The following is an 18,114-nucleotide window of genomic DNA, read 5'->3' as shown; positions in this document are numbered from 1 at the left end:
CAGTCTCTATCGCCGCCACAAGGCGGCTTTCGCTGCATGGCATGACTGATATACTCACACTAAGCCCTGATACACGGGGCAGCCACTATGCGATTGTCTGGAGATAGCCGTTGAATACCCCAAGCCCACGCCATTTCCCCGCCACCCGAATGCGCCGTATGCGCCGGGATGACTTCTCCCGCCGCTTAATGCAGGAGTCTACGCTGACGCCCAGCGACTTGATTCTGCCGGTGTTTGTTTTAGAGGGTGAAAATCAGCGCGAAGCGGTCGCTTCCATGCCCGGCGTCGAGCGCCTCTCAATTGATCTGTTAATTGAGCAAGCCCGCGAAGCCTATGCGCTAGGTATTCCCGCGCTGGCGCTGTTCCCAGTGATTGGCCCTGAGCAGAAAAGCGAGCTGGCCGAAGAGGCCTATAACGCCAGCGGCTTGGTACAGCGCAGCGTGCGCGCTCTCAAAGAGGCGCTGCCGGAGCTAGGCATTATTACCGATGTGGCGTTAGACCCCTACACCAGCCACGGCCAGGACGGCATTCTGGATCAGCACGGCTACGTACAGAACGACCGCACGGTGGATACGCTGCTCAAGCAGGCACTTTCTCACGCCGAAGCAGGCGCAGATGTTGTAGCTCCATCTGACATGATGGACGGCCGCATTGGGGCCATTCGTCAGGTGCTGGAGCAGGAGCATCTGCACAACGTGCGCATTATGGCCTACAGCGCTAAGTACGCTTCCCACTACTACGGCCCCTTCCGCGATGCGGTCGGCTCAGCGGCCAATCTGGGCAAGGCGGATAAACGCACCTATCAGATGGACCCCGCCAACAGCGATGAAGCGCTGCACGAGGTGGCAATGGACATTGCCGAGGGTGCCGACATGGTCATGGTTAAACCGGGCATGCCCTACCTAGACGTGGTGCGCCGGGTGAAAAGTGAGCTTCAGGTGCCCACTTTTGCCTACCAGGTCAGCGGTGAGTACGCCATGCACCGCGCCGCGTTTGATAATGGCTGGCTAGAAGCAGAACCGGTGATTCTTGAATCGCTAATGTGCTTTAAACGCGCCGGTGCCGACGGCATTTTGACCTACTTTGCCCTAGAGGCCGCCCGCCTGCTACAGCGTTAAGCGCCATAGATGCCATTAAGATGACAAATCGGTGACACCTGTTTGTCATCTTCCCTCTGCATACTCCCTTTACTAAACGTTATAACGCTATGATGGGCAAGAACCACTACCGCGGGGGGCAACCATGGACGACAATGCAATAGATTCCACGCCAGCACTACCAGTACCGCCCAATGATCAAACGAGCGGCGAATCCGATATTGCACCGCTGCGTATTAACCGCACGCCCACCGGGGTTCAAGCCAAAGAGGTTCATACAGAAGCGGACCTTGACGACCCTCAGCTCTACTTTAACCGCGAGCTTTCTCACTTACAGTTCAATATTCGCGTCTTAGAGCAGGCGTTGGACGACGCGCACCCGCTGCTTAACCGGTTGATGTTTTTGCTTATTTTCTCATCGAACATGGATGAGTTTTTCGAGATTCGCGTGGCTGGGCTGAAGCACCAAATGGCGTTAGGTGACGACACCACCGCTGCCGACGGCCGCTTGCCAAAAGCGGTGTTAGCTGAAATTTCCGAGATCGCCCATCAGCAAATAGCCCGCCAGTACCAGATCCTCAACGATACCCTGCTGCCTGCGCTGGAAGCTCAGGGGCTGCGCTTTCGCCGTCGTGATCAGTGGACCGACGAGCAAAAAGCCTGGGTACGGGACTTTTTCGATAACGAAATCATGCCGGTCATTAGCCCTATTGGCCTTGACCCTTCCCACCCGTTCCCACGGCTGGTTAATAAGAGCCTCAACTTTATTGTCGAGCTTGAAGGGAAAGACGCCTTTGGACGCGCAGGCGGCATGGCGATTCTGCCCGCACCACGCTCGCTGCCCCGCCTAATGGCGCTGCCGAAAGAGCTCTGCGCAGAAGGCTTTTCCGAATACGTTTTCCTATCGTCGATGATTCACGCACACGCCGAAGAGCTGTTCCCCGGCATGCGCGTGCGCGGCTGTTACCAGTTCCGTCTAACCCGCAACGCGGATATGACCGTCGACCCTGAAGAGGTCTCCGACCTAGCCTCGGCGCTACGCGGTGAACTGTTAGCCCGACGCTACGGCAGCGGCGTACGCTTGGAGGTGGCCGACAACTGCCCAGACGATTTAATCAGTTTCTTACTGCGTCAGTTCGATTTAGAGAGCGGCGACCTGTATCGCGTGCAAGGGCCAGTGAACTTAACGCGCATGATGGCGGTGTTGGGCGACGTTGATCGGCCAGAACTCCTGTATCGCCCCTTTACCCCTAGCGTTCCTAAAGCGCTAAAAGGCGGTAGCCTGTTCACCGCTATCGCTAAAAGCGATATTTTGCTGCACCACCCTTTCCAATCCTTCTCACCGATTGAAGATCTACTCCGGGAAGCCGCCCGAGACCCCGACGTGCTGGCCATCAAGCAAACGCTCTACCGCACCGGCTCAGACTCTCCCATTGTCAGCGCGCTGGTAGATGCTGCCAGCCAGGGTAAAGAAGTCACGGTGGTGATTGAGCTGCGGGCACGCTTTGACGAAGCCGACAACCTGCAGTTGGCGTCACGGCTGCAAGAGGCGGGCGCTATCGTGATTTACGGCATTATGGCCTATAAAACTCACGCTAAAATGCTGCATATCGTGCGCCGTGAAAAAGGCGAACTGCGCCACTACGCCCACCTGGGCACCGGTAACTACCACTCCAAAACCGCCAAGCTGTACACCGATTACAGCCTGCTCACTGCCAATAAGCCGCTGTGTGCCGATGTGCATAAAGTGTTCCAGCAGCTTTCCGGGATGGGCCGAGCGCGCAAGATTGATACGCTGCTGCATGCGCCCTTTACGCTGCACGAGCGCTTAGTCGAGATGATTGATCGGGAAGCCCAGGTGGCACGTAAAGGCAAACGCGGCCATATCATTATCAAGTGCAACTCGCTCACTGAGCCCAAGCTGATTAAAGCGCTGTATCGAGCCTCCCAGGCGGGCGTGGAGTGCGACCTGATTATTCGCGGTATGTGCTGTTTGAAACCAGGCGTGCCGGGCGTCTCAGAAAATATTCGCGTTCGCTCGATTATTGGCCGCTTCCTAGAGCACACGCGGGTGTTTCACTTCCACAACGACGGCAAGCCGGAAATCTGGTGCTCTAGCGCGGACTTTATGTCGCGCAACATGTTCCACCGGGTAGAGACCTGCTTCCCGCTGCTGGATAAAAAGCTCGCCACCCGGGTACGCAAAGACCTGGAGACCTACTTGGTGGATAACTGCCAGAGCTGGCTACTGCAAAGCGACGGCAGCTACCAGCTACAGGACCCAGGCAACGGCGATGCGATTAGCGCCCAGGAAACGCTGCTTTACGCCTACGCGTCTAAGAGTTAATACAACCGCCCCGCTGCCGTAGCAGCGGGGCAGTCACCTCAGCGTTTTCAGTGCGTTATGCGTAGCGTTGGCGCAGTTGATGAGCGGCTTCCACCATATTGGCCAGGGCAGGCTCTACTTCTGCCCAGCCACGGGTCTTCAAGCCACAGTCTGGATTCACCCACAGCCGCTCTGCAGGGATCTTCTCTAGCGCTTTCTCCATCAGCGTCACCATCCACTCGATATCAGGAATATTGGGCGTGTGGATATCATAAACCCCCGGCCCTATTTCATTGGGGTATGCAAAGTCTTGGAAGGCATTAAGCAGCTGCATATCCGAGCGGGAGGTCTCAATGGTAATCACATCGGCATCTAGCGCGGCAATGGCCCCAATGATGTCGTTGAACTCCGAATAGCACATGTGGGTATGAATCTGGGTGCTATCGGACACGCCTGCCGCGCTTAGCTGGAAGCTCTCAACAGCCCAGTCCAGGTACGCTTGCCACTCGCTTTGGCGCAGCGGCAGTCCTTCACGCAGCGCCGGCTCATCAATTTGAATCACATGAATACCGGCTTTTTCCAAATCGCACACCTCATCACGCAATGCCAAAGCAATTTGGCGGCAGGTTGTCGCGCGGGGCTGATCATCGCGCACAAACGACCACTGCAGAATCGTCACCGGCCCGGTGAGCATGCCTTTCATCGGCTTTTGCGTCAGCGACTGGGCATACTCGCTCCAGCGCACGGTCATCGGCGTGGGGCGTGTTACATCACCAAAGATAATCGGCGGTTTCACGCAGCGGGAACCATAGCTCTGCACCCAGCCGAAGCGAGTAAACGCAAAGCCGTCCAACTGCTCACCAAAATACTCCACCATATCGTTACGTTCGGCCTCGCCGTGCACCGGCACATCTAATCCTAATGCTTCCTGGCGCTCTACTGCGTAGGCAATCTCTTCGCGCATCCGCGCTTCGTAGTCCGCTTGGCTGAGCTCACCGGCTTTGAAAGCCCGGCGTGCGGCACGAATGGCATCCGTCTGGGGGAATGAGCCAATGGTGGTCGTGGGGAACAGCGGCAGCGCAAGTAGCCGACGCTGGGCGTGGGAGCGCTGGGCATAGGGCGATTGGCGCTGGCTATCCTGGGCCGTGATAGCGGCTAAGCGCTCACTTACTGCAGGCTGATGAATACGCGCGGACTCCCGACGCTCATCCAAGGCGCGTGTCGCGGCGCTCAAGCGCTGCTCATCTGCCGGCGTAGTGCGGTTATCTATTAGCCGGGCCAACGTCACCACTTCGTCCAGCTTCTGGCGGGCAAAGGCCAGCCAGTTCACCAGCTCAGCGTCCAGTTCGGTTTCTTGTCGAAGATCTACCGGTACGTGAAGCAGCGAACAGCTGGGCGCTAGCCACAGCCGCTGCCCCAACCGAACCTTTAACGGCAGCAAGCGCTCGCGCAGCGCTGCCAGGTCAGCGCGCCAAATATTTCGTCCATCCACTAACCCCACCGACAGCACTTGATGAGGGCTTAATCGGTCAATCACACTCTCTACTTGCCCTGGCGCTCGCACGGCATCAATATGAAGACCATCCACCGGTAGCCGAGTGGTGAGCGAGAGATTGTCGCCTAGAGCACCAAAGTAGGTCGCCACCAAAAGCTTCACCGGTGCCGATTGCAAGCGGTGATAAGCACGCTCATACGCTTGCTGCCAAGCCAATGGCAAATCTTGTACTAGCGCAGGCTCATCCAACTGCACCCACTCAATGCCTTGGGTCGCTAGGCGCGAAAGAATGTCGCTGTAGACATCCAATACACTATCGAGAAGTTCAAGGCGGTCAAACTCTTGCCCTTTGGTCTTGCCCAGCCACAGCCACGTTAGCGGCCCGGTGAGCGTGACTTTAGGCGTAAAGCCCGCCTGCAGTGCTTCCTCTACCTCGTCAAAGAGACGCTGGGAAGCCAAGGTAAAGGCTTGCCCTTTATGCAGCTCAGGGACGAGGTAGTGATAATTGGTATCAAAGTATTTAGTCATTTCACACGCAGCAGCGGGCGTGCCGCTGGGGGCGCGGCCTCGGGCCATGCGAAACGCTGTGTCCAGATCCACGCTGCCAGTGCTCACTTCTTGTTGGGCGTTGAAGCGGGCAGGCACCGCACCCAGCATAACCGAGACGTTAAGCACTTGATCATAAAACGCAAAATCGCCAACGCTCACCATATCCAGACCAGCGGCCTGCTGGGTTTGCCAGTGGGAAAGACGCAGCGCTTGGCCAGTCGCCTCTAGCGCTTCACGGGTAACATCGCCCTTCCAATAGGCTTCAGTGACTTTTTTCAGTTCGCGCTGCGCGCCAATGCGGGGATAGCCGAGAATATGAGAAACTGTCATGATGAATCCTTCCAACGTGAATGATTTCACACAGTTTGGGCATCCACTCAACGTGAATCAAACTAAAGTTTTTAATACCAACCATGAAAATTACTCACAATGATTGAATTACGCCATCTGCGCACGCTGCTGGCACTGCGCGAAACCGGCTCGCTGGTAGAGGCCGCAGAGCGGGTACACCTTACCCAGTCGGCCCTTTCCCACCAGCTAAAAGATTTAGAAAGCCGGGTAGATAGCGCGCTGTTTGTGCGCAAAACGCGGCCAGTAGAATTTACGCGGGCGGGGCTGCGGCTTCTGGCGCTGGCCGATGAAATTTTGCCGGAGGTACGCAAAGCCGAGCGGGATTTAGCACGCCTTGCGGGTACCGAGCAGGGGCGTCTGCATATGGCCATTGAGTGCCATAGCTGTTTTCAGTGGCTAATGCCGACAGTGGATTACTTTCGCGACCACTGGCCGGAAGTAGAGATTGATATTCCTAGCGGCCACCACTTTGACCCGCTGCCGGCCTTGGCCAGAGAGCAGTTGGATTTAGTGATTACCGCCGACCCTCAGCCGTTGGATGGCGTTCACTACGTGCCGCTATTTCGTTATGAGGGGCTGCTAGCGGTGGCCCGCCAGCACGCTTTTGCCGGTCAGCCGTTTATTACCCCTCAGGCCCTGGCTGAAGAGACACTGATTACCTACCCGGTAGAGCAGTCGCGGCTGGATGTGTTTACCCAATTTTTGGCTCCGGCCAATGTGCGGCCCAAAGAGATCCGCACGGCAGAGCTAACGATTATGATGATGCAACTGGTGGCGAGTGGGCGCGGCGTGTGCGCACTGCCCAACTGGGCACTCACGGAGTATTTAGAGCGCGACTATGTCAGCGCAGTAAAGCTGGGCGAGCACGGCATTTGGAGCACGCTTTACGCCGCCATTCGGGAAGAGTCGGCGGAAGCGCCGTGGATGCAGGATTTTTTGCGCACCGCCAAGGAGACCTCCTTTGCGGTGTTGTCAGGTATTAAACCGGCGAATCGCGACGAGGAATCAGCAGCGTAAAACGTGCGCCGCCCAGCGCCGGGCTGCTATCCACGGTGACACTACCGCCATGGCCTGTCATGATTTTCTGCACAATCGAAAGACCAAGCCCGTAACCACCGGAGCTGCGGGCCCGGCTATCATCTAAGCGCGCAAAAGGCTTGAAAACATCGGCACGCGCGTCGAAAGGGATACCCGGCCCATCATCTTCTACATCAATACGCACAAGTTGCGGCTCATCCCACAGACGAATCACTACCTGAGATTTACCATAGCGGCAGGCGTTCCCCACTAGGTTTTGTAGCGCCCGCTGTAGGTAACGCGGCTCTGCCAGAAGCTCAATATCTGGCCCAGGTACCAAGGTTAATGTCTGCCCACTGTGCAGCGGTGCCAGGGTATCAATCACCCGTTCGGCCATGGCACGACAATCCACTAGCGCCATTTCCAACTCAGCCCCGTTAACCGTTTCGCCGCCTAACCGCGCGTAGGTTAAAATTTCATCTACCAACTCATCCAGCTCCGCGATATCCGCATCAATGCCCTGGAGCTGACGCTGAATGGCGGGCTGGTCGGTCATATCCTCCACCATCTGTACCGCAAAACGAATACGTGCCACCGGGGTGCGCAGCTCATGAGACACCGCACGAATCATCTCCTGCTGGCCGCGCAGCAGACTCTGCACCTGATTCGCCATGCCGTTAAACGCCATGCCTAAACGCCCGAGGAAATCGCCACTTTCCACTTTGACGCGGGTTTCCAAGCGACCGCTGGCAATTCGCGTGGCCGCTAACTCTAGCCGCGACATGCGCGATTCAATGCTGCGCATAATCAGGTAAATGATCAGGCTTAACACGACCATCAGCGCAACCAATAGCGGCAAGTGCAAATTAAGCGGAAGCGTGTCACCCCGAGAAATGGGGCCTGCCTGAAGCCATTGATCAGCACCGCCAGAGGTATTTGGCAGTTGATACAGCAGGGTAATAGCGAGCTTGTCAGAGACCAGCCGAGTAATCACGCCCCCCAGTGTTAGCTGAAACTGCTGCTCGGTGGTTAAGTCATCGGGCAGTGCATTGAGCAGACTGAGTGGCCAACTTCCAGGACGCAATTGCGCCAGGGCGTGTTGCCTCTGCTCAACAGGCATAGCGGAAAGCCACTCACCAAGTAAAACCATGCTGCCTTGCCACTGGCGCTCACTCCATGCTCCAAACGTGGCTTCCAGCATCCATTGTTCACCACCTGTGTTGGCCATGGGCAGCCGCTGGCGTAGTTGCCACGGCTCCTCTGAGACCAATACCGTGCCTCGCTCAATTCTTGCTCGCTCAAAATAACCGAGCTGAGCGTCGCTCGTGCTTCGCAATGCGAGCTGCATCCCTAGCTGTTCAGAAAAGTGACCCAGCAGCGCTTCCCGCTGCTCTATCGCCACGCTAGCCAGCTGCTGGGTCATTAAGGACATAGGTAGCGCGGCGAGCTGCTCACGGTAATCTTCACGCCTTACCTGCTCAATAAACGAACGACCGCCTAACGCGATAAAAAACACCACGCATAGTGCTAGGCCCAGCAGTAAGTAGAAACGCAAAAACGTGCCGTGGCTAAGCACTCGGCGCATTAGATAACCTCTCTTTTAGCTATCCTTCACAAACAGGTAGCCTTTACTGCGCACCGTTTTAATGCGGTGTGGCTGATTAGGGTCGTCGCCGATTTTAGGTCGAATACGCGAGACGCGCACATCAATTGAGCGGTCTTGGCCGTCGTATTTAATGCCTCGCAGGTCACTGAAAATCTCTTCGCGGGTCAACACGCGACCAGCGTTACGCGCCAGCAACCACAAAAGGTCAAACTCCGCGCTGGTGAGATCAATGCGGTCACCCGAGAGCCAAGCTTCTCGGGTGGCATTATCAATTTCCAGATTTTCGAACTTCAGGCGCATCTCGCCATCAGGTGCAGGCCCGTCGGCTCGGCGTAGAAGCGCTCGCATACGCGCCAGCAACACTCTAGGCTGCACGGGTTTCGGCACGTAGTCGTCTGCGCCCATCTCTAGCCCCAGCACCTGATCAAGATCATCGGTGCGGGCGGTTAGCATCATAATGGGGCCGGCAAAATTAGGCCGCACACGGCGACAGATCGCCAAACCATCTTCGCCAGGCAACATGAGATCCAAAATCACCAAATCAGGCTGAAGCGTTAAAATACGATCTACGCCTTTTGCGCCATCCGCTTCTAACGTGACTTGGAAGCCATTCGCTTCCAGGTAGTCGCGGGTGAGCTCCGCCAAGCGCTGATCATCTTCAATAATCAGCACGTGATCCTGATCGGGGTAGTCGGGGGTGACCGAATCCTGTGCCCCAAGTGCTTGAAATTGCTGTTCCAAGTGATCTACCATCCTTTTTCTTCACTCCGCTTAGGCAGTTTGTAATATCACCCGCTCACCCGTTGCAAAAGCAGGTTGTGATAGCTCCCAGGATACCTTAAAACCTTGCTAACGCCTGCCCCTTCATCAACGTTCGCAAGGCTTCCTTCACTTGACGCTATGAGTCAGCTTGATTCTTCTAACATCAAGCGCTAATGTGAAGTGGCAAACTGTCGACAATCTGACAGGAGGAGATCGCCATGGGAAGTGGCAAAGCTAAAAGTGTCATTAAACGTGTCTATGTTCCAACACAAGTGCGCGACCTGCCCAACGGTGAGAAGCTGAGAATCCCTGGGCACTACAAAGCACCGCCGAGCGATGGCAACGCCTCGCTTGATGAATAGCACTGTTTATCGCTGCATAAAAAAAGGCAGGCCAACAAGGCCTGCCTTTTTTTATGCGCATCTTGCTATGACCTTGGCTACCCTTTAGGGCCAAATAAGAACCAAGCGATTAACCCCACCAAAGGAAATACCAGCAGCGCGAGAATCCAGAGCAATTTGGCCAACCCACCGGCCGAGCTTTTGGCAACTTTAACGATGGCCCATACCACGATGACGAGCCAGATCAGACCTAATAAACCGCCGACTTCAATACCCATTGTCACTCCTTGCGTTTTAGCATCCATGAGCCTTTAGCTAAGCACATCACTGCTACACACACAAGTCGCCATTACGGTTCTGGCAGGCGTAGAACCATTTCTCCGCCGCGAATTTCAATCGCCAACTGGTTTAAAAAGCTCATCCCCAACAGCACCGTATCGCGCTCCATGCCGGGGCTAATTGAGCCTTGCACGCTGTTCATCCTGATGCCTCCCAACACGACTTCATCAAGTTGAGTCAGGTTGCCCTCCACACGACCATTGGCAGTGTTAAACCAAGCGCTGCGACCCGGTTCAAGGCGCAGCCGTTTAGCCAGCTCCCCAGGTACCGCCACGTAAGTCGCCCCGGTATCCAACAAAAAGGTGACGGGTTCACCGTTAATTTGCCCTGGCGCTTCAAAGTGCCCAGCTCGATTACGCTTGAGCGTAACGGGGCCGTTATCAGGTGAAGTGTTCATGATGTTCACGTTGGGGTGCAAGATCTCTTCAAGCCCGCCCTGTATCCACCACGTTCCCACCGCCATCAAGAGCACCCAAAATAGCAGCATCATCACAATGCCGCCCCGCTGTGGCCTGTGTGTCGCCATTGCTCACCTCATGTATTAGGAGCTTTTCCAGGCCATTGCCGCTTCGCGGCCACGACGCTCGTTGACGCCAACACAAATCAGCATCGCTGCAATAAACAGCCCTACACAGAGAAGAATAGACGCTTGCAGACCAATCAGCGTTTGCAAAACACCTAACATGACAATGCCTAACACCCCCGCCAGCTTGTTGGCCAACCCCCAAAAGCCGAAAAACTCTGCGGATTTCTCTAGTGGCGAGAAGACGCCCACCAAGGCGCGACTTGCCGATTGGCTAGAACCTAAACTCAACCCGGCTAAGCAGCCAACCACCAAAAACACATGCTGAGCCTGCCACTGCCACCCAAACTGCTCATTGAGCCATACGGTTAACTCGGGCGTTGCCCAGATCGCGATAATAGCGGCCACCCACAGCGCCAGGGTCATTTGATAGGTGTGCTTGGCTCCCAACTTATCTTGTAAGAAGCCAAATCCGATGGCCCCAGCAGCGGCGGTGACTTGCACAATAATAAACATGATATTGCGCACACTCTCATCCCAACCAATGACCTGAGCGCCATAGATAAATGCAAACGCGATAATGATGTAGACGCCCGCCATGGAAAACAGCAATGACACTAAGAAAATACTTAAATCTTTGAAGTAGCGTAATTCATGGAAAGTACCCAACAACCGTTGCCGGGCAATATGGCGATAGGAAACGCCACGGGGTTTAGCCACTCCCCGCTCTTTCAACCATAAAAACGTGGGGATGGCGGCCACTAAAAAGAAGCCAGCAGCAAAGGGGCCTACCCAACGGATACGCTCAAAATTGTCCGCCGTGGCTTCTCCTAGCACGATCAGTGTGAAGCCTGCCGCGACAAGGCCCCCGATATAGCCTAGCGCCCAACCAAAGCCGGAAATCTTGCCCAGCGCATCGGGCGGGCCCAACTCTGGCAAAAAAGCGGCAATAAATGATTCCCCCATGGAATAGGCGTAGTTGGAGAGCACGATCAGTAAGAGGCCAAGCACTACATAGCCGGGCTCGACAAAATAGAGCATGGCCGTGGTCGCCACGGTTGCCATGTAGCTGAACAGCAAAAAGCGCTTCTTTTCAGCACGGTAATCCATAATGGCACCACAAAGTGGGGCACTAATGACGACCATTAAATAACTGATGGCTAAGGCTAAACTCCATAAAAAATTCGCTAAACGGTAGCCATCATCACGTTCACCGACGATGACCGTCGTAAATAGCTCACCAAATACCACGGTAATAATGAGCAGCGTGTAGGCTTGATTAGCAAAATCAAACATTGCCCAGCCAAAAATTTCTCGCCGTGTGGCGTAGGGTGTTGCGGCAGGAGAGGCAGTTGCAGACGGCATATCAGTGCTCGCTTAAAAAGAGGCGTAAGATTATCAGTTAGCGATGTCGCACTGCTATGGACAGCGTTAACAGAATAGAGGTGACAGAAACACAAAGTTACTCTAACTTTGCTAGATTAAATTAATAACAGGGACGCAGTTAGATGGCGCATGGCAACATTATAAAAAAGCGTTTACTCGCCACCCTGTCACTGTTGCTAGGGTGCGTGTGGTTAATCGCTTCTCTTTCTGCTGATCGTGTTGCTGCTGACGATTCAACTGTCTCGCTGGCGTCGCTTACTTTTATTACCGAAGAGTACCCGCCTTACAATTACCTAGAGGGTGATCGTTTAGCAGGAACGTCCATCGATCTTCTTCAGGCCATGCTGGCCCACACCGACACGCCGCTCGATAGACGTAATATACGCTATTACCCTTGGGTGCGTGGCTATGAACTCGCCCTTCACCGTCCTAATACGGTGCTCTTTTCGACGACGCGTACTGCTAGCAGAGAGTCCCGGTTTAAGTGGATCGGCCCTATCGCCCAGGATCATGTTGTGTTGCTGGCTCGACAAGGCGCTAATATCCAGGTGGCGTCTGTTGAAGACGCTATTGAGCAGGGCTTGAGTGTCGCCGTTATCCGCGAGGATATTGGTGCTCAAGCGCTCATCGAAGCCGGTTACCCTGACACACTGGTTCGGCCAGCCATTGATAACCGCAGCGCGCTGCATATGCTGTTACATGAACGCGTCGACCTATGGGCCTACAGCACCGACGTCGCCAAATGGATTGCCGAGCAGGCGGACTATCCCAGCGATATCGTGGAACCGCTCTATACGCTCAGCGAGTCTTATCTGTACTTTGCCATCAACCCCGACACGGACCCGCAGCTGGTGGCCCAGTTGCAGCAGGCGTTCGAGCGTGCAACGTCGCTCTCGCTAGCCGTACAGGCAGGTGGTGATGGTTAAGCACTCCCTCTCTTCTTTCAAGCCTTACTGGCTGCTTGTTGCACTGAGTATGTTACTGGTCGGCCAGCCCAACACGCTTGCCCGCGCCCAAACGCCGCCACTGACCATCAATACAGAAGAGTATCCTCCGTTTAATTATCAAAACGCACAAGGTGTCGTGGTGGGTACTGCCACGCAGCAGTTGCGTAACGCGCTGTCCCATGCAGGCGTTGAGGCGCATTTTCGCATACTGCCTTGGGCACGTGCTTATACTGAGGCAAGGCTGCGCGACCATCATTGCGTTTACTCCACCACCCGCACCCCCGAAAGAGAGCAGCAGTTTCATTGGGTGGGGCCACTCGTGATTAATGAATGGGCTGCCTTTGGCCTCGTCGAACGGCAGCTTGATGTGACACAGCTTGACGACTTAAACGAGTGGCGAGTGGGCAGCTTTCGCGAGGACGCCGTAGGGGATTACGTTGCCAGCAAAGGCGTTACGGTGCTGCGAGCCCCCACTGAGCGGGAGAATATGGCACGCTTGGCGGCCGGTCTACTGGATGTGATTGTGACCGGTAGAGCCACGGGGCAATACTTTGCTGATGAGCGTGAACTAGCGATTGAGCACTTATTCACGTTTTATTACGCGCCGCTCTATCTTGCCTGCCACCCTAGCGTTGAACGTAACATCATTGAAGGCCTTCAGCGCCACCTAGACGCACCCCCCACCCTTCAGCAGGAGCTATTGCCTTGAGCGCTGCCAAGCCTTCTCTCGCCAGCGGTCGCTTGACGCTCAAGCAAGCCCTGCTAACGCTGTTAATCGCCGTGATGATCAGCCTGGTAGCGGGCAGCATCGAACTCCTCGGGCACGCCAGCAGCATGCGTGAAGACGTTCAAAAGCGCACTCTTCAGCAGTTAGCCATTGTGAACGGCGCAGCTGCTGAGGCGGCTTTTCAACTTAATCCGGACCTAGCCCACCAAATCGCCTTTGGCTTATTTAGCAATAGTGAAATTTCACAGGTAGCGATCCGAGACGATTTTGGTCGTGCCCTGGCAGAGTTTCACCCCTCTCAGAACACCTCACCCAGCTGGCTCAGCCAACGGCTTTTTGGCGACATTGTGTATCATGAGATGCCACTACGCTATTACATGGGCAGTGAGACCCCGGAAGCCACCGTCGGTGAAATAGCCCTCTCACTGGATACGGTGTATCTCACCCGAGAGTTCTTAGCCCGAGGCTATGCGATCGTTGGAAGAAGTGTCTTGGAGGCATTTTTACTCAGTGGCTTGGTCATCGCGCTATTTCATATTTTTATTACCCGCCCGCTATTGAAGGTCCACGCCGCCATTACCCTAACGGACCCAACGCGACCCGGCCAGTGGCCCAAACCCACTCTCAAGGGCCACCATGATGACGAACTGGGTCATTTGGTAGAGAGTCTGGATCATCTGCTTAACGCGTTTCAGTCAGGCTTAGAGCAGCGCGACCATCTGCACCAGCTTTCCCAGTATGACGGCTTAACCGGCGTAGCAAACCGTCGTCACTTCGATATGTTCATGGCGCAGCAGTGGCAATGGGCTAAGCGCGCCAAACGGCCTCTGTCCGTCATCTTTATTGATATTGATAATTTTAAAGAATTTAACGATCACTATGGCCACGCTATGGGCGATGACACGCTGCGTGCGGTCGCCGCTGCGCTTAATCAGTGTATTGACTCAAGCCGTGACCTGCTGGCTCGCTACGGCGGCGAAGAGTTTATTTGCGTACTGCCAGGTAAAGACGACAAAGAAGCGGTACGGGTTGCTCAATGCCTGCGCCAAGCGGTGCTCTCTCTTGCCATTCCCCACGCCTACTCCAGCACTCATTCGCACCTAACGGCGAGTATGGGCGTGGCCAGCATGTCGCCCATGCGACCACTGAGCGCCGATGACTTGCTTAGCCAAGCCGATGAACAGCTCTACCTGGCCAAGCGTCGTGGACGTAACCGCATCGAGATACACGAACGCCCGGCTTAGCCGGGCGTTCGTGTAGGCATCAATAAGCTCTGCGTCACAGCAGCCAATGCGCAATGACTGCGGATAGACCCACCACCATCGCTGTTACGACAGCAACGGTAACCACTCGATCTAACCAGCGGTCAAAGGCAACCCCTTTGGGCTGCCGACGCGTTGCTCCGTGACGTCCCTGTCGAGCCATTAGCACGCTGTTTCCATAGGTGCTTCCTCTACTGAAGCCGTTGTTTAGCTATTAATGCGCCGATTTACCACGCTGGGCGCACGGCGCAGCCGCTCCTCTTCTCCGAGCTGCTCCGCTTCAAAGGCGTCTGCACCAACGGGGGTTTCGCCATGACGACGGTAGAGCTGGGTCAACATCGCTTTACGATCCGCACGCAGCTCACGCACCAGCACAATCACCATCATATACAGAATAAAGGTAAACGGCAGCGCTGAAAGCACCGCTGCGGACTGCAGCCCAGAGAGGCCGCCAGCCACAATTAGCGTCAGACAAATCGCGGCAATCAGTACGCCCCACACCACGCGCTTATAAAGCGGCGGATTGATGGAGCCATTATCGGTCATTTGCGCCACGATGTACGAAGCAGAATCGGCTGACGTCACCAAAAAAATGAAAATCAGCATCATCGCCACTACCGACAGCACGCCTGAGAAAGGCATCAAATCAAACATCTCAAACAGCGCGACGGTAATATTTGCCTCTGTCGCTGCTGCAAGACCTACGTCCGTGCCGTTCAATTCCAGATGAAGCGCCGCACCACCAAAGACACCGATCCAAAGGCACGCTAATAAAGGCGGCACAAACAGCACCCCAAACACGTACTCTTTAATGGTGCGCCCGCGAGAAACGCGTGCCACAAAGGTGCCCACAAAAGGCGACCAGGCAATGACCCACGCCCAGTAAAAAATCGTCCAACTGCTGGCCCATTCATTATCACCATAGGGAGAAATACGCAGGCTCATACCAATAAAATTTTGCAGGTAATCACCAATACCCAGCGTTATCGTTTCTAAAATAGCGATGGTGGGGCCTGTCACCAACACATAAAGCATCAGGCCAATACATAGCACCATGTTTAAGTTAGATAAGCGTTTAATCCCTTTATCTAACCCAGACCACGTAGACGCCATATAGGCACAGAACATCACAAATAGAATGACAAACTGCCAAAAGCCGTTCTCCGGCAGGCCAAACACAGCGTTAAGGCCGCCATTCATTTGTAATACACCAAGCCCTAGCGATGTTGCCACGCCCATGACGGTGGCAACGACTGCAAACACATCCAACCAAGAAGCATATGGGCGTACACGAGGATGCTTAGCCGTTACTGAAGAGAGCACGGAGGACACCAAGCCCGCCTGCCCCTTACGGAACTGAAAGTAAGCAATAATCAGCCCCACCACGGAGAATGCCGCCCACTGATGAATCCCCCAATTAAAGTAGCTGTACTGAATGGCATAGCGCGCAGCCGCTTCGCTTTCAGCCGGCACATCGCCGTAAGGCGGGTTAATGTAGTGCGTCATGGGTTCGGCCATGCCGTAAAACACCAGCCCTACCCCAAAGCCTGCGGCCAGTAGCATGCTAATCCATGAGAAAAAGCTATAGCTTGGCGTACTGTCCTGAGGCCCCAAGCGCACTTTGCCGTATTTACTCAGCGCTAAACCAATCAAAAATACGACGAAGCCAAATACTGAGAAAAGATAAAACCAGCCAAACAACTCGGTAATCGATGCAAGGGCGGCTTCCGCAGCGCTACCAAACGCAACTGGAAATGCGGCCCCCACGACGACTAGGCCAAAAATAATTACCGTCGATGCGATAAACACCGACTTACCTCCATGGTTTGTCATAGCACCACCCTGGTTAATGAACAAAGAGATTCATAAAAGCGATCGCTCATAAAATCAGCTTATAAAACGTTAGCTCACAAAAAAATGGCACCTACCATTAGTGCGCTCATTTAAATCCTAACATCCAAGAGTAGTCATCGCATGTTAAGGGCTTAATACAGCAGAATTAGATAATCCTGATATAAACGCGAGTGATGCCTAAAAAGAAGCAGTGAACTTGCATGCTCGGCTATGTTCCAATGGAGGCAAACGAACGATGGAGGCTTTCATGCCACAGATGAACCGTGAACAACGTAATGCCGCTTGGCAGGCCGCCCACCAGTGGCGCGCTCGTGCTACCCAAACGCAGCCCAATGGGATGATGGGTAGTGTAAAACTGCTACTTACATGGCTAGCGTTCGGCGCACTGATGATCGTTGGCGTTGTGCTTGGGCTATTTTTCCTGCTTATTGGCTGGGCGATGATGCCCTTTGTCCGCCATAAAATGAAAAAGCGCATGGAGCAGATGCGCGCTGACCAAGCTCAGGACATTGGCGGCGGCTACGCAGGTGAACAGCGCGCCGGACAGCATGACGCGCTTGAAGGTAGTTACGAAGTCAAGGACGAGCCCCGCCGTTAGGGCGGTGGTTGAATCCAGGCAAATGTGGCCGCAAGTATCAGCGGCATGACAATCAAGCTGCCTAAGTTACCTATTAACACCAACGATGCCACCTTGTGCGGGGCTAGCTTGTACTGCTCGGCCACTAAGTAGTTAAGCACCGCGGGTGGCAGCGCAGCAAACACCAACAGAACAGCGGTTTGCAGTGGGTTGAGTGGTAGTAACCACATGAGTGGTAACGCAATCACCAACCCAGAAAGCGGGCAGAGTACGGCACCCAGCAAGCCTGTCCGCCAGTCGCTAAAGTCAATTTCCAAAAGGCGTACGCCCAGCGCAAAAAGCATTAGTGGGATGCACACTCCCCCCAGCATATGCATGGCTTCCAGCAGCCAACCGGGTAACGCTACGCCCCCCACATTAACCAACAGCCCCGCGACGCTCGCGGCCACAATCGGCATACGCAGCATTCGCCACAGCGAGGTGCGCGGGTCTAACATATAAAGCCCTACCGAGAAGTGCAGCAGCATCTCGACGATAAACACCACTACCGCCGCGGGCAGCGCTTCTGGCCCAAACGCTAACACCAGCAGCGGCACGCCCATATTGCCGGAGTTATTGAACATCATCGGCGGCAGGAAAACCTTACTGTCCAACCCAAGCCACTTCACCACCGGCCATAACACTAACCCTGACCCCAACACCACCAGCGCGGCAGCGCTGGCGAGCCAGGCATACTCTGCAAGCGGCGCTTGACGATCGGCTAGCACTGCAAACACCAGCAGTGGCACAAATAGCTCCATATTGAGGGTGTTTAAACTGCGGATATCGGGGGTTCGGAAACGTCCGTAGGCGGCACCGCTGCCAGCAATCAAAAAGACCGGCAGCAGCGTGGCTAAAATTTGCCCAATCATCGGCGAGCTACCTCAATGGGTAACAGAATAGGGGTCTGGGTGCG

Annotated in this window: 17 protein-coding genes; 8 read left to right on the top strand and 9 right to left on the bottom strand. The window is 54.9% G+C overall.

Annotated elements, in window-relative coordinates; all coding sequences use genetic code 11:
• Positions 1–110 precede the first annotated feature (110 nt).
• Both hemB and ppk1 read left to right on the top strand, forming a co-directional pair.
• Positions 111–1,118 (top strand): porphobilinogen synthase, encoded by a 1,008-nt coding sequence (gene hemB, locus IEW65_RS07980; RefSeq protein WP_188638966.1) that lies wholly within the window; start codon positions 111–113, stop codon positions 1,116–1,118.
• Positions 1,119–1,242: 124 nt separating this feature from the next.
• Positions 1,243–3,444, top strand: coding sequence for a polyphosphate kinase 1 (gene ppk1 / locus IEW65_RS07975; RefSeq protein ID WP_188638965.1), 2,202 nt, complete (start codon positions 1,243–1,245; stop codon positions 3,442–3,444).
• Positions 3,445–3,499: 55 nt separating this feature from the next.
• On the opposite strand, the gene metE is transcribed toward ppk1, so the two are convergent.
• Entirely contained in the window at positions 3,500–5,797 is a 2,298-nt protein-coding gene (gene metE, locus IEW65_RS07970; RefSeq protein WP_188638964.1) for a 5-methyltetrahydropteroyltriglutamate--homocysteine S-methyltransferase, read from the bottom strand.
• A 99-nt stretch (positions 5,798–5,896) separates the two neighbouring features.
• On the opposite strand from metE, the gene IEW65_RS07965 reads away from it, so the two are divergent.
• Positions 5,897–6,835, top strand: a complete 939-nt coding sequence (locus tag IEW65_RS07965; protein WP_188638963.1) for a LysR family transcriptional regulator — start codon at positions 5,897–5,899, stop codon at positions 6,833–6,835.
• Here IEW65_RS07965 and IEW65_RS07960 read toward each other — a convergent pair.
• Entirely contained in the window at positions 6,798–8,420 is a 1,623-nt protein-coding gene (locus tag IEW65_RS07960) for an ATP-binding protein (RefSeq protein ID WP_188638962.1), read from the bottom strand. The two genes, IEW65_RS07965 and IEW65_RS07960, sit on opposite strands and share 38 nt — an antisense overlap.
• Positions 8,421–8,435: 15 nt before the next feature.
• Entirely contained in the window at positions 8,436–9,194 is a 759-nt protein-coding gene (locus tag IEW65_RS07955; protein ID WP_159343173.1) for a winged helix-turn-helix domain-containing protein, read from the bottom strand.
• A gap of 227 nt (positions 9,195–9,421) precedes the next feature.
• On the opposite strand from IEW65_RS07955, the gene IEW65_RS07950 reads away from it, so the two are divergent.
• Entirely contained in the window at positions 9,422–9,565 is a 144-nt protein-coding gene (locus tag IEW65_RS07950; RefSeq protein ID WP_188638961.1) for a hypothetical protein, read from the top strand.
• A 77-nt stretch (positions 9,566–9,642) separates the two neighbouring features.
• Here IEW65_RS07950 and IEW65_RS07945 read toward each other — a convergent pair whose 3' ends face one another.
• From IEW65_RS07945 to IEW65_RS07935, 3 genes are all read right to left on the bottom strand, one after another.
• Complete coding sequence (locus IEW65_RS07945) at positions 9,643–9,822, bottom strand: PLDc N-terminal domain-containing protein (RefSeq protein ID WP_188638960.1); 180 nt, start codon at positions 9,820–9,822, stop codon at positions 9,643–9,645.
• Between the two features lie 71 nt (positions 9,823–9,893).
• Positions 9,894–10,409 (bottom strand): retropepsin-like aspartic protease family protein, encoded by a 516-nt coding sequence (locus tag IEW65_RS07940; protein WP_188638959.1) that lies wholly within the window; start codon positions 10,407–10,409, stop codon positions 9,894–9,896.
• 15 nt (positions 10,410–10,424) lie between these two features.
• Positions 10,425–11,771 carry an MFS transporter gene (locus IEW65_RS07935; protein WP_188638958.1) on the bottom strand — a complete coding sequence of 449 codons (1,347 nt, stop codon included), beginning with the start codon at positions 11,769–11,771 and terminating at the stop codon, positions 10,425–10,427.
• A gap of 143 nt (positions 11,772–11,914) precedes the next feature.
• Here IEW65_RS07935 and IEW65_RS07930 point away from each other — a divergent pair, with 143 nt between their 5' ends.
• The 3 genes from IEW65_RS07930 to IEW65_RS07920 are packed head-to-tail and all read left to right on the top strand — an operon-like array spanning position 11,915 to position 14,710.
• A complete protein-coding gene (locus IEW65_RS07930) occupies positions 11,915–12,718 on the top strand; it encodes a substrate-binding periplasmic protein (RefSeq protein ID WP_188638957.1) in 804 nt (267 codons plus the stop codon).
• On the top strand, positions 12,711–13,448 hold the full coding sequence (locus IEW65_RS07925) for a substrate-binding periplasmic protein (RefSeq protein ID WP_229755506.1): 738 nt from the start codon (positions 12,711–12,713) through the stop codon (positions 13,446–13,448). Before IEW65_RS07930 ends, IEW65_RS07925 begins: the two co-directional genes overlap by 8 nt.
• Entirely contained in the window at positions 13,445–14,710 is a 1,266-nt protein-coding gene (locus IEW65_RS07920; protein ID WP_229755505.1) for a GGDEF domain-containing protein, read from the top strand. The genes IEW65_RS07925 and IEW65_RS07920 overlap by 4 nt, the downstream gene beginning before the upstream one ends.
• 34 nt (positions 14,711–14,744) lie before the next feature.
• Here IEW65_RS07920 and IEW65_RS07915 read toward each other — a convergent pair whose 3' ends face one another.
• Together IEW65_RS07915 and IEW65_RS07910 are read right to left on the bottom strand one after the other, a co-directional pair.
• Positions 14,745–14,891 (bottom strand): hypothetical protein, encoded by a 147-nt coding sequence (locus IEW65_RS07915; protein ID WP_188638956.1) that lies wholly within the window; start codon positions 14,889–14,891, stop codon positions 14,745–14,747.
• 44 nt (positions 14,892–14,935) lie between these two features.
• The gene (locus IEW65_RS07910; RefSeq protein WP_188638955.1) at positions 14,936–16,561 is read right to left on the bottom strand and encodes a BCCT family transporter; all 1,626 of its coding nucleotides are present in this window, start codon (positions 16,559–16,561) and stop codon (positions 14,936–14,938) included.
• 268 nt (positions 16,562–16,829) lie between these two features.
• Here IEW65_RS07910 and IEW65_RS07905 point away from each other — a divergent pair, with 268 nt between their 5' ends.
• Positions 16,830–17,180, top strand: a complete 351-nt coding sequence (locus IEW65_RS07905; RefSeq protein ID WP_188638954.1) for a hypothetical protein — start codon at positions 16,830–16,832, stop codon at positions 17,178–17,180.
• On the opposite strand, the gene IEW65_RS07900 is transcribed toward IEW65_RS07905, so the two are convergent.
• Positions 17,177–18,070 (bottom strand): AEC family transporter, encoded by an 894-nt coding sequence (locus IEW65_RS07900; RefSeq protein ID WP_188638953.1) that lies wholly within the window; start codon positions 18,068–18,070, stop codon positions 17,177–17,179. The two genes, IEW65_RS07905 and IEW65_RS07900, sit on opposite strands and share 4 nt — an antisense overlap.
• Positions 18,071–18,114 lie beyond the last annotated feature (44 nt).

This window comes from Vreelandella lutescens (genome assembly GCF_014640815.1).
GTDB lineage: Bacteria > Pseudomonadota > Gammaproteobacteria > Pseudomonadales > Halomonadaceae > Vreelandella > Vreelandella lutescens.
Note: the sequence above shows the minus strand (reverse complement) of the source record. Positions and strands in the feature narration are given on the sequence as shown.

Excerpts from the sequence above, each read along its gene's own strand:
- ppk1 (WP_188638965.1), top strand. The coding sequence starts at position 1,243 with ATGGACGACAATGCAATAGATTCCACGCCAGCACTACCAGTACCGCCC.
- metE (WP_188638964.1), bottom strand. The coding sequence starts at position 5,797 with ATGACAGTTTCTCATATTCTCGGCTATCCCCGCATTGGCGCGCAGCGC.
- IEW65_RS07965 (WP_188638963.1), top strand. The coding sequence starts at position 5,897 with ATGATTGAATTACGCCATCTGCGCACGCTGCTGGCACTGCGCGAAACC.
- IEW65_RS07960 (WP_188638962.1), bottom strand. The coding sequence starts at position 8,420 with ATGCGCCGAGTGCTTAGCCACGGCACGTTTTTGCGTTTCTACTTACTG.
- IEW65_RS07955 (WP_159343173.1), bottom strand. The coding sequence starts at position 9,194 with ATGGTAGATCACTTGGAACAGCAATTTCAAGCACTTGGGGCACAGGAT.
- IEW65_RS07950 (WP_188638961.1), top strand. The coding sequence starts at position 9,422 with ATGGGAAGTGGCAAAGCTAAAAGTGTCATTAAACGTGTCTATGTTCCA.
- IEW65_RS07945 (WP_188638960.1), bottom strand. The coding sequence starts at position 9,822 with ATGGGTATTGAAGTCGGCGGTTTATTAGGTCTGATCTGGCTCGTCATC.
- IEW65_RS07940 (WP_188638959.1), bottom strand. The coding sequence starts at position 10,409 with ATGGCGACACACAGGCCACAGCGGGGCGGCATTGTGATGATGCTGCTA.
- IEW65_RS07935 (WP_188638958.1), bottom strand. The coding sequence starts at position 11,771 with ATGCCGTCTGCAACTGCCTCTCCTGCCGCAACACCCTACGCCACACGG.
- IEW65_RS07930 (WP_188638957.1), top strand. The coding sequence starts at position 11,915 with ATGGCGCATGGCAACATTATAAAAAAGCGTTTACTCGCCACCCTGTCA.
- IEW65_RS07925 (WP_229755506.1), top strand. The coding sequence starts at position 12,711 with ATGGTTAAGCACTCCCTCTCTTCTTTCAAGCCTTACTGGCTGCTTGTT.
- IEW65_RS07915 (WP_188638956.1), bottom strand. The coding sequence starts at position 14,891 with ATGGCTCGACAGGGACGTCACGGAGCAACGCGTCGGCAGCCCAAAGGG.
- IEW65_RS07910 (WP_188638955.1), bottom strand. The coding sequence starts at position 16,561 with ATGACAAACCATGGAGGTAAGTCGGTGTTTATCGCATCGACGGTAATT.
- IEW65_RS07905 (WP_188638954.1), top strand. The coding sequence starts at position 16,830 with ATGCCACAGATGAACCGTGAACAACGTAATGCCGCTTGGCAGGCCGCC.
- IEW65_RS07900 (WP_188638953.1), bottom strand. The coding sequence starts at position 18,070 with ATGATTGGGCAAATTTTAGCCACGCTGCTGCCGGTCTTTTTGATTGCT.